Genomic DNA, 13,774 nt, shown 5'->3' on the forward strand with positions numbered 1-13,774 from the left:
CTTTTCCCTCCGAACAAGCCCCGACATGTTCAGACCTCTCTTCGTATTTATCGGCACGCGTTATACCCGTGCAAAGCGTCGCAATCATTTTGTGTCGTTCATTTCCCTGACTTCGATGATCGGACTCGCTCTCGGCGTGGTCGTGATGATCGTGGTGCTGTCGGTGATGAACGGCTTCGATCATGAGATGCGCACCCGCGTGCTGGGCATGGTGCCCCACGCGACCATCGAGTCCGGTGAGCCCATCAGCGACTGGCAAAGCCTGGCCGCCAAGGTCCAGCAGAACCCTGAGGTGGTGGCGGTTGCGCCGTTCACCCAGATGCAGGGTTTGCTGACCAACAACGGCCAGGTGCAGAAAGTCCTGCTCAATGCCGTCGACCCGGATCAGGAGCGCAAAGTCTCGATCATCGACAACTTCATGACGCAGGGCAAACTCGACGACCTGTCGCCGGGCAGCTTCGGCATCGTGATCGGTGACAAGGCCGCGACCAAGCTCGGCGTGGGTCTCGGCGACAAGCTGACCTTCGTCGCCCCGGAGGTCACCGTGACCCCGGCCGGGATGTTCCCGCGGATGAAGCGCTTCACCGTGGTCGGCATTTTCCATGTCGGCGCCGGTGAGCTGGATGGCTACCTGGGGCTGACCAATCTGGATGACCTGGCGCGCCTGCATCGCTGGAAGCCGGATCAGGTCCAGGGCTTGCGACTGAAGTTCGACGATTTGTTCCAGGCGCCTCGCACCGCTTGGAACATTGCGCAAAACCTGGATGGAGACCATTACTACGCCCGTGACTGGACCCGCACCCACGGCAACCTGTATCAGGCGATCCGCATGGAAAAAGCCATGATCGGCCTGCTGTTGCTGCTGATCGTTGCGGTGGCCGCGTTCAACATCATTTCGACGCTGGTGATGGTGGTGAACGACAAGAAGGGCGATATCGCGATCCTGCGGACCCTTGGTTCTACGCCGGGCCAGATCATGGCGATCTTCATGGTTCAGGGCACGGTGATCGGTGTGGTCGGCACGGCGATCGGCGCCGTGGTCGGCATGTTCGCCGCACTGAATGTCAGCGCCGCGATTTCCGCCCTCGAAGGCCTGATCGGGCACAAATTCCTTAACGCCGACGTGTACTTCATCGACTACCTGCCGTCGCAACTGATGGCTGAAGACGTGTTGATGGTCTGCGGCGCGGCGTTGGTCCTGAGTTTCCTCGCCACCCTTTATCCAGCCTGGCGTGCTGCGCGCACCCAGCCTGCGGAGGCGCTACGTTATGAGTGATTTGGGTATGAGTACGAAAGCAGTCTTGAGTTGCCGCGACCTGGGTAAAGCCTACGAGGAAGGCCCGGAATCGGTGGTGGTGTTGTCCGGTTTGCAGCTGGAGCTGCATCCGGGTGAGCGAGTGGCGATTGTCGGCACCTCCGGTTCCGGTAAAAGTACCTTGCTCAACCTGCTTGGCGGCCTTGATACGCCGACCAAAGGCAGTGTCTGGCTGGCCGGTGAAGAGCTGTCGGCGCTCAACGAAAAGGCCCGTGGCCTGTTGCGTAACCGCTCGCTGGGCTTTGTTTACCAGTTTCACCACTTGCTGCCCGAGTTCACCGCGCTGGAAAACGTCTGCATGCCGCTGTTGATCGGCCGCACCGCGATCCCGGAAGCCCGTCAGCGCGCCACGGCCTTGCTGGAGCGGGTAGGGCTGGGCCATCGTCTGGAGCACAAACCGGCCGAACTGTCTGGTGGCGAGCGTCAGCGCGTGGCCATCGCCCGCGCGTTGGTGAACAAGCCAGGGCTGGTGATGCTCGATGAGCCGACCGGTAACCTCGACTCCCATACCGCCCAGGGCATTCAGGACTTGATGCTGGAACTCAGCACGTCGATGCGCACCGCGTTCCTGGTGGTGACCCACGACATGAACCTGGCTCGCCAGATGGATCGCGTCCTGCACCTGCAGGAAGGTCGTCTCACTCCCATCTGATTGGCCGAAACCCGGCACGACTGAAAAGCGTGTCGGGTCTTTTATTTTTATACGGTGCCCCAGCGAATGTTCAGACCGTTATCGATCTTTATCGGCACGCGCTATACCCGCGCCAAGCGCCGCAATCGCTTTGTTTCGTTTATCTCGATGACCTCGATGATCGGCCTCGCCCTGGGCGTGCTGGCGATGATCGTGGTGTTGTCGGTGATGAACGGCTTCCAGCGCGAAATGAGCTCGCGCATCCTCGGCATGGTCCCCCACGCGACCATCGTTGGCGTCAAGCCGATCGACGATTGGCAGCCTGTCGCGGCCACAGCCATGAAAAACCCTGAAGTGACGGCCGCCGTGCCGTTCACCGAGATGGAAGGCATGCTGTCGTACAAGGGCTCGATGCAGCCGATCCAGATCAGCGGCGTTGATCCGGCACAGGAAGGCAAAGTCTCCATCGTCGCCCAGCATATCGTGCAGGGACGTCTGGACGACTTGAAGCCGGGCGAGTTCGGGGTGGTGGTCGGTGAAATCACCGCACGCCGCTTCCGCTTGAACGTCGGCGACAAAATTACCCTGATCGTGCCGGAAGTCAGCACCGCACCGGGTGGTATCACACCGCGCATGCAGCGGCTGAATGTGGTTGGCGTGTTCAAGGTCGGTGCCGAACTCGACGGCTCGATGGCGCTGATCCACGTTGCCGATGCAGCGCAAATGCAGCATTGGCAACCGAATCAGGTGCAAAGCGTGCGCCTGGCGGTGAAAGACCTGTACGCCGCCCCCAAGGTCTCGTCAGACATTGCAGGCGGGCTGGGCGCCGACTTCAAGGCCGATGACTGGACCCACACTCAAGGCAGCCTGTTCAGCGCCATGAAGATGGAAAAAACCATGATCGGCCTGTTGCTGCTGATGATCGTGGCGGTCGCTGCATTCAACATCATCGCCACCTTGATCATGGTGGTGAACGACAAAGGCGCGGACATCGCGATCCTGCGGACCATCGGCGCCACACCTCGGCAGATCATGGCGATCTTCATGGTTCAGGGCACGGTGATCGGTGTCGTCGGCACGCTGATTGGCGGCATCCTCGGGGTGATCGCGGCGTTGAACGTGAGTGAGATGGTCGGTTGGCTGGAGCGCGTGACTGGCCAGCATATCTTCAGCTCCGACGTGTACTTCGTCAGCAACTTGCCATCGGAACTGCAGGGTGGTGACGTGCTGCTGATCTGCTCGGCGGGCTTCATCATGAGCTTCCTGGCCACGGTATACCCGGCCTGGCGCGCCGCGAAGATCGAACCGGCCACTGCGTTGCGCTATTCGTAAGTCCAGGCACCGCACCTGATCGTTCCCCCGCGTGGGAACGATCAGGTTCCGGCTGTCCTCAAACCCCCTTCGGCAACTGCATCAAAAACCGTGTCCACCCCTGGCCTGATTCGCAACGAATCGTCCCGCCATGAGCGCGGATGATCGACTGAGTGATCGCCAGCCCCAACCCTGCATGCTCGCTACTGCCTTCATGGCGCGCCGGGTCTGCGCGGTAGAACCGGTCAAACAATCGCGGCAACAGTTCTTCAGAAATCCCCTCGCCGCTGTTTTCAACACTCAGGCTCAAGCCCTTTGGTTCATCGACAATCCGCACTTGAACCTCACCGTTTGGCGGGGTGAAGCGCAGTGCGTTGTCCAGCAGATTGGAGAGGGCGCGGCGCAACATGCTGCGGTCGCCGTTGAGGCTGGCGTCGCCGAGACGGGTCAGCTTGACTCGTGCGTCTTCGGCCAATGGTGCGTAAAACTCCAGCAACAGATCCACCTCCTCGGCCAGTTGCAGCGGTTCGCGTTTTGGCGTCAGTAAGCCGTGATCGGCCTTGGCCAGATACAGCATGTCGTTGACCAGCTGCGCCATCCATTGCAGCTCTTCGAGGTTGCTGTGCAGCGCCTCGCGGTAATCTTCCAGGTCGCGCGGGCGGGTGAGGGTGACCTGAGTGTGGGTCAGCAGGTTCGACAACGGTGTGCGCAGTTCGTGGGCGATGTCGGCGGAGAAGGCTGACAGACGCTGGAACGAGTCGTCGAGACGGCCGAGCATGGCGTTAAACGTGTGAGCCAGATTGGCGAGCTCGGCGGGCATTTGATCTTCGGGCAGGCGCTGGGTCAGCGAGCTGGCGGACACCCCGGCGGCCACTTCACTCATGCGCCGCAACGGTCGCAAACCACTGCGTGCCGCCCACGCACCGAGCAGCGCGGTGGCTAGCGCCGACAGGCCGACGGTCAGCCAGATCAAATGCTGCATGCGCTGCAAAAAGTGCTGATGGTGAGTGATGTCGAGCATCAGAATCAGCTGCGCGGAATCGGTCTTGCCCGGCTCCAGCGCGGCGCTGTAGACCCGATACGCCGTGTCGGCGCTGTGCAAGCTGTGAAGACCGGAGCGGGTTGGCAAGTCGTCGGGGAGGTTCGCGGCACTGTCGAACCAAACGTGACCATCGGCGCCGCGCACCCGTAATGCCAGGTCCGGCTGATGGCTCATTTCATCCTGCAGTCCGGCTTTTCGTTCGGCGAACAACCGCGGGTCGTCGGAGCCGGCCAAGACACTGCGCAGGGCGATCAGCTTGCCGTCGAGCAATTGCTGGTCGAGTTCAATGAAGTGCGTCTCGCTGGCGCGGCTGAACAGCACACCAGCGAACAATGAAACCACCGCCGTACAGGCGGCAAACAACAGTGCCAGACGGCCGCTCAGGGACAGGCGGCGCATCAGGCGGGACGCTCTTCAAGCACATAACCCATGCCGCGTACGGTATGAATCAACTTGTTCGGGAAGTCGTCGTCGATCTTCAGGCGTAGCCGGCGGATCGCCACTTCAATGACATTGGTGTCACTGTCGAAATTCATGTCCCAGACCTGCGAAGCGATCAGCGATTTAGGCAGCACTTCGCCCTGGCGGCGCAAGAGCAGTTCCAGCAGGGCGAATTCCTTGGCAGTCAGGTCGATGCGCTGGCCGCTACGCTCGACTCGGCGGCGAATCAGGTCCAGCCGCAAGTCGGCCAGTTGCAGGCTGGTTTCTTGCGGTGCCGCGCTGCCACGACGTAACAGGCTACGCACGCGGGCCAGCAGTTCGGAAAAGGCGAAAGGCTTGACCAGGTAATCGTCGGCGCCCAGTTCCAGGCCATGAACCCGATCTTCCACGGCATCGCGGGCGGTGAGAAACAGCACCGGGATGTCCAGGCCAGCGTTACGTACCGCTTGCAGAATCTGCCAGCCGTCACGGCCGGGGAGCATCACGTCGAGAATCAGCAGCGCGTAATCGCCGGTCAGCGCGAGGTGCTGACCGGTGTTGCCGTCGGCCACCAGTTCGACGTTGAAGCCGGCCTCGGTCAGGCCTTGGCGCAAGTAGTGGCCGGTTTTCGGTTGGTCTTCGACGATCAGCAATTTCATGGGCAACTCGAGGTCAATGGAACAGGTGCGTTATACCGTGGCGGGCGGCGATGCAGTGCAACCTTACAAAGTTGTAATCTGGCTGTCAGCTGGCTGGCAGTGGCGCAACAGTAGAGTTTCCCACAGGCTGAACCTTATCTTGTTGGAGTGTGATCATGATGTTGCATCATCGATTGGTGCTTGCCGGCTGTTTGCTGGTGTTGAGTTTTCCCGTATGGGCCTCGCCGGCACAGACCTACGACTTCGGCACGCCGGCCCCGGCGGCGAAGGCTACGCGCAGCGTCGAAATCGTCATGAGCGATATGTCGTTCACGCCCAGGACGCTGGACATCAAAGCCGGTGAGACGGTGCGTTTTGTGCTGATCAATAAAGGCCAGTTACTGCACGAATTCAACCTGGGCGATGCGGCGATGCATGCTGCGCATCAACAGGAAATGCTGAAAATGCAACAGGGCGGCATGCTCACCCCGACCATGATGAAAAGCGCTCCCATGGACCACGGCTCGATGGCGGGCATGGATCACAACTCGATGCCAGGCATGGATCACGGCGCAAGCATGAAGCACGATGATCCGAACAGCGTGCTGATTGAACCGGGCAAAACCACCGAATTGACCTGGACCTTCAAGAAAGCCAGCAATCTGGAGTTCGCCTGCAATATTCCCGGCCACTATCAGGCAGGTATGGTCGGCAAATTGACTGTCAGTCAGTAAGCACTCAAAGGCGGGAGCAAAGGCTGGTAGAATCCGCTGATTCTTTAGTCAGGTTTCCGCCATGCATCCCGCAGCCGAACATTCGCCGCTGGGCAAATCCAGCGAATACATCGCCACGTACACGCCGTCCTTGCTGTTCCCGATCCCGCGCACCGCGAAATGGGCCGAGCTGGGCCTGACGGCGCAAACCCTGCCGTACAAGGGCGTGGATTTCTGGAACTGCTTTGAACTGTCCTGGCTGCTGCCATCGGGCAAGCCGGTGGTGGCCATTGGCGAATTCAGTATCCCGGCGGACTCGCCGAACATCATCGAGTCGAAGTCGTTCAAGTTGTACCTGAACTCGCTGAACCAGACACCGTTCGCCGATACCCAAAGCCTTGAAGCCACGCTGGTGAATGACCTGTCGGCCGCCGCGGGCAAGCCGGTGGGCGTGCGTATTCGCAGCTTGAACGAGGTCGAGGCTGAAGGCGTTGTAGCGCTGCCAGGCGTGTGCATCGATGATCTGGATATCAGCGTCAGCAACTACGAGCATCCGCGCCCGGAACTGCTGCGTTGCGACGATTCGCGCATCGTTGAAGAAAGCGTGCACAGCCATCTGCTCAAATCCAATTGCCCGGTCACCAGCCAGCCGGACTGGGGCAGTGTCGCGGTCGAGTACCGTGGCGCGGCGCTGGATCACGCCAGTCTGCTGGCTTATCTGGTGAGCTTCCGTCAGCACTCGGACTTCCACGAGCAGTGCGTAGAACGGATCTTCCTCGACCTGCAACGCTTGCTGAAACCGGAAAAACTGACCGTGTATGCGCGTTACGTGCGTCGCGGCGGGCTGGATATCAACCCGTATCGCAGCACTGAAGAAGTGCAACTGCCGAACCATCGCCTGGTCCGCCAATAAAGATCTAATGTGGGAGCGGGCTTGCTCGCGAAGGCGGAGTTACATTCAACATTGATGCTGAATGTGATGGCCCCTTCGCGAGCAAGCCCGCTCCCACAGGGATTGCATTGCAGATCGCACAAATGAAAAAGCCCCGCTATCGCTAGCGGGGCTTTTTTGCATTCGCAGGGTCAGATTCCGATGTTGCCCAGGGTCTGCACGATGTTGCGCAACACGGTGGCCAGCGCCGGGTGGTCCACTTCAAAACGCTCCACGGCAAGGTTGACGCCGTCCGCCAGGCTGCTGTCCTGCGTCGCGGTTTCGAGTTTGATCTGCGCCTCAATCTTCTGCATCAGTTCTTGCAGGTGTTCACGTTCTTCCAGCGTGAGCGGTGGGTTCTGCTCCAGTTGCTCGCGCAGGGCGTTGAGCTGTTCTTGCAGTTCGCGGGCAGGCATGGCGTTCTTCCTTTTATCGATAGGCACTGGCATAGACCGCAGCGATGGGCCAAAGGTCTGCATCTGGCCTTTAGATTAATCCACTGGCGAGCGAAGTGCATGATCTTGATCAAGAACGGCCGATCAGGGCTTTTCACCCTTGTGTCGGCGCAGGCCGATGTCTGACAGGCAGGTGTCGAGTTCACCCAGGTGATCGATCACCGAGTGCACGCCAAGGCCGAACAGTTGCACGGTCGCCTTGCCGCGCTTGAACTCGCGTTCCTGCTGACTCAAGGCTTGCCACTCACTGGGTGTCATCCCGCAAAGCGAGCCGCAGGACGCCAGGCCGATGGTCCAGAGCCCGGCGTTGAGACCTGATTGCAGCAAGCGCGGTTCGCCGCTGACCAACACGCAACCGTCCAGGCGATCGATGTTCAGCGCCATCAAGGCTTGCCAGCACGCATCGGGGGACGGCCATTGCCCCACGTTCAGCGTGCGCGGGCTGGCGGTGAGCCAGTCCGGCAGAGAAGTGGCCAGCGCGAGACTTTGCGCGTGCGGCAATTCGTCGAGCCAGGCACACGGAATGCCTTGAAGTTGCAGACGGTTCAGCGCTTCCAGGGCGCCCGGTGTCAGGTGCGCTCGTTCAGCGGTGTCGTTGTTGTTCTGACGGCTGCGGGCGCCGAAATCCACCAGACAGCCGCTGAGACCGAAGAGCACGGCGGTCGGGTTGGGAATGTTCTGGGGGAGGGATTGGGCGTGGGGCATTTCTACGTCCCTGAAATAATCTCGGAGATTAGGGATGCCCCGTGACAGTTGAGTGACATCGGGATGAAGCGGCCACACCAAGACCGGGTCGCCGCAGGGTGTTTCTCGGGTGACTGCCTAAAAATACTTATCCACCTTATACTAGCGCGCTTATCGCCCGGGTATTGAGGCCCGCGCCAGTACAGTCCAAGGAGTTTTTTCTATGCGCTGGAGCAATCGTCTAGCTCGACTATGTATGTGTGCCAGTGTGTTGCTGGTTCCGTTCGCTGCCCAGGCGGCGTCGGAAGATGACCCTTGGGAAAGCATTAACCGTCCGATCTACAAGTTCAACGATGTACTGGACACCTACGCTTTGAAGCCGATTGCTCAGGGCTATCAGTTCATTACGCCGACGTTTCTCTCGGACGGCATTCACAACATGTTCCGCAACATCGGTGACGTCGGCAACCTGGCCAACGACATCCTGCAGGCCAAGCCGCGCGCCGCTGGCGTCGATACGGCTCGCGTGCTGATGAACACCACCATCGGCCTGGCCGGGTTCTTCGATGTGGGCACCAAAATGGGCCTGCAACGCAATGACGAAGACTTTGGCCAGACCCTTGGCCACTGGGGCGTGCCTAGCGGTCCTTACGTCATGCTGCCGTTCTTCGGCCCGAGCACGGTGCGTGATGCACCGTCCATATACGTCGATACCTACGCCAAACCCTACCGCTACATGAACGACATTCCGGCGCGCAATATGGCGCTTGGCATGAGCGTGATCGACACCCGTGCCAGCCTGTTGTCGAGCGAGAAGCTGATCACCGGCGACAAATACATCTTCATTCGCAACGCTTACCTGCAGAACCGCGAATTCAAGGTCAAAGACGGCAAGGTGGAAGACGATTTTTAAATCGTCACCCACGCAACAACAAGAAGGCGGCCATTTGGCCGCCTTCTTTGTTTGAGTTCGTGCTCAATTCATTTTCAGGATTGTAAGCCCAAGTTTCTGACCGCCAGCGTCCTGTTGAGCCACCCAGACCACTTCGGTCTCGGCTTCCAGGCCCTTGAGCGCGGCATGCTCGGAATCGATGCGTACGTTCAGCGTGTCGCCCACTTGAAACGAACGGGCCGCCTGAACCTGCATACCGCTGCTGGAAAGGTCGATACAGACGGCTGGAATCAAATCGCCAGCGTGAATCAATGTGACATCCGCATCGACCCTCATGCGGATGTAGTCGCGCTTTTCACTGTAGTCACGATCGCTTTGGCTCATGGGCTCGATCCTTCCATTGTGTTGCGGTTTTGACTGTTCTTATAACTCCCGGTGATTTGCGATGTAAAGACGCCTGATGAGCATCGGCGTGAGCTTGAAACGCCTCGCGGATGGGAGTACCGTCTGCGCCTTAGAAGGGCACCTCTGATGAACACGCTTGTAGGGCAAATGCTCGAAAGCGGTGCGACAGAGAGGCTAGAAAGCGAATCCAGTAGTGTGTGCCGGGCCGAATGCCCTGCCAGCTACGCCAACCTAATTCTGGCGCCGTTTGCCCACATGCAAAAAACCAGTGCCACGCTGCTGATAATCGATGACGACGAAGTAGTACGCGCGAGTCTCGCGGCCTATTTGGAAGACAGTGGGTTCAGCGTCCTTCAGGCCAGCAATGGCCAGCAGGGGCTTCAGGTCTTCAAGAAAAACCAACCCGATCTGGTGATCTGCGATCTGCGCATGCCGCAGATGGGCGGGCTTGAACTCATTCGTCAGGTCACCGACCTTTCGCCGCAAACGCCGGTGATCGTGGTGTCGGGTGCCGGTGTGATGAACGACGCCGTCGAGGCCTTGCGCCTGGGCGCCGCGGACTACCTGATCAAGCCGCTGGAAGATCTGGCCGTACTCGAGCACTCCGTGCGCCGGGCTCTGGATCGTGCGCGCCTGCTGCTGGAAAACCAGCGCTATCGGGTAAAACTCGAAACCGCCAACCGCGAGCTCGAAGCCAGCCTGAACCTGTTGCAGGAAGACCAGAACGCCGGGCGCCAGGTGCAGATGAACATGTTGCCGGTCAGTCCCTGGGCGATTGACGAGTTCAAGTTCGCGCACCAGATCATCCCGTCGCTGTACCTGTCGGGCGACTTCGTTGACTACTTTCGGGTCGACGAGCGCCGGGTAGCCTTCTACCTGGCGGACGTTTCAGGCCATGGCGCTTCATCGGCATTCGTGACCGTGCTGCTGAAATTCATGACCACGCGCTTGCTGTTTGAATCCAAGCGCAACGGCACCTTGCCGGAATTCACCCCTTCAGAGGTCCTTGGTCATATCAACCGAGGGCTGATCAGCTGTAAGCTGGGCAAACATGTCACGATGGTCGGTGGAGTCATCGACGAGGAGACGGGTTTGTTGACCTATAGCATCGGCGGACACCTGCCGTTGCCAGTGTTGTACACGCCAGACAGTGTGAGTTATCTCGAAGGGCGCGGCCTGCCGGTGGGCTTGTTCAATGAAGCCATCTACGAAGACCACGTTATCGAGCTGCCACCGACGTTCAGCCTGACGCTGATGTCTGATGGCATTCTGGACCTTTTGCCAGAACCTACACTCAAAGAGAAAGAGGCTGCCTTACCTGAACGGGTAAGAACGGCGGGCGGCAGCCTGGATGGCTTGCGGCAGGTTTTTGGATTGGCCACGCTAGGGGAGATGCCGGATGATATCGCCCTGTTGGTGTTGAGCAGGAATCTTTAATGAGTACCGGTAGAATCCAGTTCGCCGAGCAGGACGGCACCTTCGTCTTGAAGTTTGTCGGTGAAGTTCGCCTGACCCTGTGTTCGGCGTTGGATGCGACTATTGAGCGGATCTTCAGCGCGTTGAATTTCAACGCGATCGTGATCGATCTGACCGAAACCCGCAGTATCGACAGCACCACCCTGGGCCTGCTGGCCAAGCTGTCGATCATGTCGCGGCAAAAGGTCGGCCTGCTGCCGACCGTCGTCACCACCCACGAAGACATCACGCGGCTGCTGGAGTCCATGGGCTTCGAGCAAGTGTTCAACATCGTTGACCGCCCGATTCCGTGCCCGGAATGCCTGACCGACCTGCCTGACCAGGATCAGTCCGAAGAAGTGGTGCGGATCAAGGTGCTGGAAGCGCACAAGATCCTCATGGGCCTGAACGACTCCAACCGCGAAGCATTCCATGACTTGGTGAACGCCCTGGAGCGTCACTGAGGCAAGGCTGGACCTGTGACGAGGGAGCTTGCTCCCGTTGGGTTGCGAAGCAGCCCTAAAATCAGCGCACAAAAAAGGGCGAACCTGTGAGGGTTCGCCCTTTTTGCGCTTGCCTGGATCAGATCACAGCTTGGCTTGCAGCAGCGCCTCAAGCTTTTCCTGGTCACGAGCGAACTGACGAATACCTTCAGCCAGTTTCTCGGTCGCCATGGCGTCCTCATTCGACGCCCAGCGGAACTGCGCTTCCGTCAGGCTCTGACGCGCTTCGCCGGAGTGGCCTGGCGCCAGCTTGCGTTCCAGTTTGCCGGTGTCGGCCGCCAGTTTCTCGATCAGGTCCGGGCTGATGGTCAGGCGATCACAGCCGGCCAGTTGCTCGATCTGATTCAGATTGCGGAAGCTCGCACCCATGACCACAGTCTTGTAGTCATTGGCCTTGTAGTAGTTGTAGATGCGCGTCACCGACTGCACGCCCGGATCATCGGCACCGGTGTAGTCGTTGCCGTTGGCTTTCTTGTACCAGTCGTAGATGCGGCCCACGAACGGCGAAATCAGGAACACCCCGGCCTCGGCACAGGCAACCGCCTGGGCGAAGGAGAACAGCAGCGTCAGGTTGGTCTGAATACCTTCGCGTTCCAGCTTCTCGGCGGCGCGGATGCCTTCCCAGGTGGACGCGATCTTGATCAGCACGCGGTCGCGGCCAATGCCGGCCTTTTCGTACAGCTCGATCAGACGGTGCGCGCGTTTCAATACGGCGTCAGTGTCGAACGACAGGCGCGCATCCACTTCAGTGGAAATACGCCCCGGAATCACTTTCAGAATCTCTTGACCGACCGCGACCCCAAAGCGGTCGCTGGCCAGGCCCACGTCGCCTTTGCAGTCGCTGACACAGGCGTTCAGCAAATTGGCGTATGCAGGAATGGCCGCCGCTTTCAGCAGCAGGGAAGGGTTGGTGGTGGCATCCACCGGTTTAACGCGAGCGATTGCCTCGAAGTCGCCGGTATCGGCCACTACGGTGGTGAATTGTTTGAGTTGTTCCAGCTTGGAAGTCATGAGCGTGCTCTATCCTGTGGGTCTGTTGACATTACCCGAGCGCTGACAGCCACTCAAGGGCGCAAATGCGTAACAACGGCCTGGGCAGCAACAACCTGAGAACAGGCGTTTGAAAGGCCCGGCGCTATCCGTTAAATACGATGCTGAAATGGCTTACAGGTTCAAAGGAAGTGACGGGTAGCGGCAAGAGAGAAGCTGCCGATCCGAGTTGTCCCTAATGGGTGGCTAGTCAGCGAACTGGCGGGTTCAAGCGAGTATCGAGGGCAAACCGTTCTTGCCGGACAACCTCAAACAACCCCTCAGCCAAATCTGGATTCATTATGATGTTCCAGCTATGTCGAGAGACTGCCGATGGAATCAGGATGAACGGGTGTAGCGCCAGTAGATCATCTCCGAATTTCTGTTGGCCAAGGCTAGGTGTACCCGGTACCAGCCAGTTCGGGTTTGGGACATCGTCAGGAGTTACGCGATGCACATGGGATAGATCGATGACGCGTGCGCCAGTCAGTACATGGGGGACCGCATCGAGCGCACGAAAGCCTTTATGGACGGCGACTTCAAGGATGGCCGTAGAAGGATCGGCAGAGCTATATACCGCTTTTACTCCCTTCGAATTCCATCGACCACCACCCAATTCTGCACCGATCCCACTGAACCATGTCGCAGAGTGCTCTTTGCGGTCCAGTCTCCAGAGGTAGACCTCCTTACTACCAAGCGGTAAGTCCATCAAGAATAGACTCCATATTCCATACGGGTCAGGAAGTCGTCGACCAACTCAAAGCCCACCTGAGTGGTCAGTAAATCCATTGGTGCGCGCCCCTCAAGCCCAAGCGCGGGCGTTACCATCCAGTTCGCCGATTCCTGCCGGTCGCCAAAAACCTCCTCTGCTTTACTGAATATCTTGGCTAACCGCCAGGCACTGCTGCTTTGCTCGGACGTCAGCGGCTCCGGATTCTTGATGCGGCGTTGTAGGGTGCGATCAGAAATTCCAATGATTTTGACGAAAACCTGCTTGTCTTTGAATCGATTGATGGACTGAACGAAGCTGATCACCACATCTGAAGGAAACCCTTTTTCGATGAGCTCATGAACCTCGAATGCAGTTCGCGCGTGGGGTGGCCGGCTACCAAATAATAGCTGCAGCGGCTTGGTTGGATCCTGAGATTGGTAATGATGTGTTTCGACTTGAGCTGTCATGGGTGGCTACCTCGTGCGTGCCATTTGGCGAAAGTATAGGGCCATATGGCGAGAGTGGCGAATTTTTGAATTGAGGGAGCCAAGAGCGCCGAGATAGGGCCGCAAGCTGCCAGCGGCTGACTACGGCCCAATTTTCGATAATGTTGGAGGAAGCTGCCTGGCGAAGGCTGA

16 protein-coding genes are annotated in these 13,774 nt (G+C 59.0%); 8 read left to right on the forward strand and 8 right to left on the reverse strand.

Features of this window, described 5'->3' with window-relative positions; translation table 11 throughout:
• Positions 1–25 precede the first annotated feature (25 nt).
• The 3 genes from AC3WK5_RS19245 to AC3WK5_RS19255 all read left to right on the forward strand — a co-directional run bounded on the left by AC3WK5_RS19245 (position 26) and on the right by AC3WK5_RS19255 (position 3,278).
• Positions 26–1,276 (forward strand): lipoprotein-releasing ABC transporter permease subunit, encoded by a 1,251-nt coding sequence (locus tag AC3WK5_RS19245; protein ID WP_103315321.1) that lies wholly within the window; start codon positions 26–28, stop codon positions 1,274–1,276.
• A gap of 7 nt (positions 1,277–1,283) precedes the next feature.
• Positions 1,284–1,967, forward strand: a complete 684-nt coding sequence (gene lolD / locus AC3WK5_RS19250; protein WP_173859959.1) for a lipoprotein-releasing ABC transporter ATP-binding protein LolD — start codon at positions 1,284–1,286, stop codon at positions 1,965–1,967.
• A gap of 66 nt (positions 1,968–2,033) precedes the next feature.
• The gene (locus tag AC3WK5_RS19255; protein ID WP_103315320.1) at positions 2,034–3,278 is read left to right on the forward strand and encodes a lipoprotein-releasing ABC transporter permease subunit; all 1,245 of its coding nucleotides are present in this window, start codon (positions 2,034–2,036) and stop codon (positions 3,276–3,278) included.
• A gap of 58 nt (positions 3,279–3,336) precedes the next feature.
• On the opposite strand, the gene AC3WK5_RS19260 is transcribed toward AC3WK5_RS19255, so the two are convergent.
• The gene (locus tag AC3WK5_RS19260) at positions 3,337–4,698 is read right to left on the reverse strand and encodes a heavy metal sensor histidine kinase (RefSeq protein ID WP_103315319.1); all 1,362 of its coding nucleotides are present in this window, start codon (positions 4,696–4,698) and stop codon (positions 3,337–3,339) included.
• Positions 4,698–5,378 carry a heavy metal response regulator transcription factor gene (locus tag AC3WK5_RS19265; protein ID WP_103315318.1) on the reverse strand — a complete coding sequence of 227 codons (681 nt, stop codon included), beginning with the start codon at positions 5,376–5,378 and terminating at the stop codon, positions 4,698–4,700. Before AC3WK5_RS19265 ends, AC3WK5_RS19260 begins: the two co-directional genes overlap by 1 nt.
• Positions 5,379–5,533: 155 nt before the next feature.
• Here AC3WK5_RS19265 and copI point away from each other — a divergent pair, with 155 nt between their 5' ends.
• Positions 5,534–6,091: a copper-resistant cuproprotein CopI gene (copI, locus tag AC3WK5_RS19270; protein WP_103315317.1), complete on the forward strand. Its 558-nt coding sequence runs from the start codon at positions 5,534–5,536 to the stop codon at positions 6,089–6,091.
• A gap of 61 nt (positions 6,092–6,152) precedes the next feature.
• On the forward strand, positions 6,153–6,983 hold the full coding sequence (gene queF, locus AC3WK5_RS19275; RefSeq protein WP_103315316.1) for an NADPH-dependent 7-cyano-7-deazaguanine reductase QueF: 831 nt from the start codon (positions 6,153–6,155) through the stop codon (positions 6,981–6,983).
• Positions 6,984–7,153: 170 nt separating this feature from the next.
• On the opposite strand, the gene AC3WK5_RS19280 is transcribed toward queF, so the two are convergent.
• Together AC3WK5_RS19280 and pcrP are read right to left on the reverse strand one after the other, a co-directional pair.
• Entirely contained in the window at positions 7,154–7,417 is a 264-nt protein-coding gene (locus AC3WK5_RS19280; protein WP_054593163.1) for a DUF4404 family protein, read from the reverse strand.
• 123 nt (positions 7,418–7,540) lie between these two features.
• Entirely contained in the window at positions 7,541–8,161 is a 621-nt protein-coding gene (pcrP, locus tag AC3WK5_RS19285) for an HAD superfamily inactivated hydrolase PcrP (RefSeq protein WP_103315315.1), read from the reverse strand.
• Positions 8,162–8,363: 202 nt separating this feature from the next.
• On the opposite strand from pcrP, the gene AC3WK5_RS19290 reads away from it, so the two are divergent.
• Positions 8,364–9,053, forward strand: coding sequence for an MlaA family lipoprotein (locus AC3WK5_RS19290; protein ID WP_054593161.1), 690 nt, complete (start codon positions 8,364–8,366; stop codon positions 9,051–9,053).
• A 63-nt stretch (positions 9,054–9,116) separates the two neighbouring features.
• Here AC3WK5_RS19290 and AC3WK5_RS19295 read toward each other — a convergent pair whose 3' ends face one another.
• Positions 9,117–9,416 carry a PilZ domain-containing protein gene (locus AC3WK5_RS19295; RefSeq protein ID WP_103315314.1) on the reverse strand — a complete coding sequence of 100 codons (300 nt, stop codon included), beginning with the start codon at positions 9,414–9,416 and terminating at the stop codon, positions 9,117–9,119.
• Between the two features lie 276 nt (positions 9,417–9,692).
• Here AC3WK5_RS19295 and rssB point away from each other — a divergent pair, with 276 nt between their 5' ends.
• Positions 9,693–10,874: a two-component system response regulator RssB gene (rssB, locus tag AC3WK5_RS19300; RefSeq protein ID WP_103315313.1), complete on the forward strand. Its 1,182-nt coding sequence runs from the start codon at positions 9,693–9,695 to the stop codon at positions 10,872–10,874.
• Positions 10,874–11,356: an anti-sigma factor antagonist RssC gene (gene rssC, locus AC3WK5_RS19305; RefSeq protein WP_054593158.1), complete on the forward strand. Its 483-nt coding sequence runs from the start codon at positions 10,874–10,876 to the stop codon at positions 11,354–11,356. Before rssB ends, rssC begins: the two co-directional genes overlap by 1 nt.
• A 123-nt stretch (positions 11,357–11,479) precedes the next feature.
• Here the strand turns inward: rssC and tal are convergent, their stop codons facing one another.
• From tal to AC3WK5_RS19320, 3 genes are all read right to left on the reverse strand, one after another.
• Entirely contained in the window at positions 11,480–12,406 is a 927-nt protein-coding gene (gene tal / locus AC3WK5_RS19310) for a transaldolase (RefSeq protein WP_103315312.1), read from the reverse strand.
• A 229-nt stretch (positions 12,407–12,635) separates the two neighbouring features.
• A complete protein-coding gene (locus tag AC3WK5_RS19315) occupies positions 12,636–13,133 on the reverse strand; it encodes an RES family NAD+ phosphorylase (protein WP_371919157.1) in 498 nt (165 codons plus the stop codon).
• On the reverse strand, positions 13,133–13,603 hold the full coding sequence (locus tag AC3WK5_RS19320) for an Xre family toxin-antitoxin system antitoxin (protein WP_019692710.1): 471 nt from the start codon (positions 13,601–13,603) through the stop codon (positions 13,133–13,135). The genes AC3WK5_RS19315 and AC3WK5_RS19320 overlap by 1 nt, the downstream gene beginning before the upstream one ends.
• Positions 13,604–13,774: the final 171 nt, after the last annotated feature.

It is taken from the genome of Pseudomonas sp. FW306-02-D09B, from assembly GCF_058782685.1.

Coding starts and splice junctions, on each gene's coding strand:
- queF (WP_103315316.1), top strand. CDS start 6,153: ATGCATCCCGCAGCCGAACATTCGCCGCTGGGCAAATCCAGCGAATAC.
- pcrP (WP_103315315.1), bottom strand. CDS start 8,161: ATGCCCCACGCCCAATCCCTCCCCCAGAACATTCCCAACCCGACCGCC.
- AC3WK5_RS19245 (WP_103315321.1), top strand. CDS start 26: ATGTTCAGACCTCTCTTCGTATTTATCGGCACGCGTTATACCCGTGCA.
- lolD (WP_173859959.1), top strand. CDS start 1,284: ATGAGTACGAAAGCAGTCTTGAGTTGCCGCGACCTGGGTAAAGCCTAC.
- rssC (WP_054593158.1), top strand. CDS start 10,874: ATGAGTACCGGTAGAATCCAGTTCGCCGAGCAGGACGGCACCTTCGTC.
- AC3WK5_RS19265 (WP_103315318.1), bottom strand. CDS start 5,378: ATGAAATTGCTGATCGTCGAAGACCAACCGAAAACCGGCCACTACTTG.
- AC3WK5_RS19260 (WP_103315319.1), bottom strand. CDS start 4,698: ATGCGCCGCCTGTCCCTGAGCGGCCGTCTGGCACTGTTGTTTGCCGCC.
- AC3WK5_RS19280 (WP_054593163.1), bottom strand. CDS start 7,417: ATGCCTGCCCGCGAACTGCAAGAACAGCTCAACGCCCTGCGCGAGCAA.
- AC3WK5_RS19255 (WP_103315320.1), top strand. CDS start 2,034: ATGTTCAGACCGTTATCGATCTTTATCGGCACGCGCTATACCCGCGCC.
- tal (WP_103315312.1), bottom strand. CDS start 12,406: ATGACTTCCAAGCTGGAACAACTCAAACAATTCACCACCGTAGTGGCC.
- AC3WK5_RS19295 (WP_103315314.1), bottom strand. CDS start 9,416: ATGAGCCAAAGCGATCGTGACTACAGTGAAAAGCGCGACTACATCCGC.
- AC3WK5_RS19315 (WP_371919157.1), bottom strand. CDS start 13,133: ATGGACTTACCGCTTGGTAGTAAGGAGGTCTACCTCTGGAGACTGGAC.
- rssB (WP_103315313.1), top strand. CDS start 9,693: ATGCAAAAAACCAGTGCCACGCTGCTGATAATCGATGACGACGAAGTA.
- copI (WP_103315317.1), top strand. CDS start 5,534: ATGATGTTGCATCATCGATTGGTGCTTGCCGGCTGTTTGCTGGTGTTG.
- AC3WK5_RS19290 (WP_054593161.1), top strand. CDS start 8,364: ATGCGCTGGAGCAATCGTCTAGCTCGACTATGTATGTGTGCCAGTGTG.
- AC3WK5_RS19320 (WP_019692710.1), bottom strand. CDS start 13,603: ATGACAGCTCAAGTCGAAACACATCATTACCAATCTCAGGATCCAACC.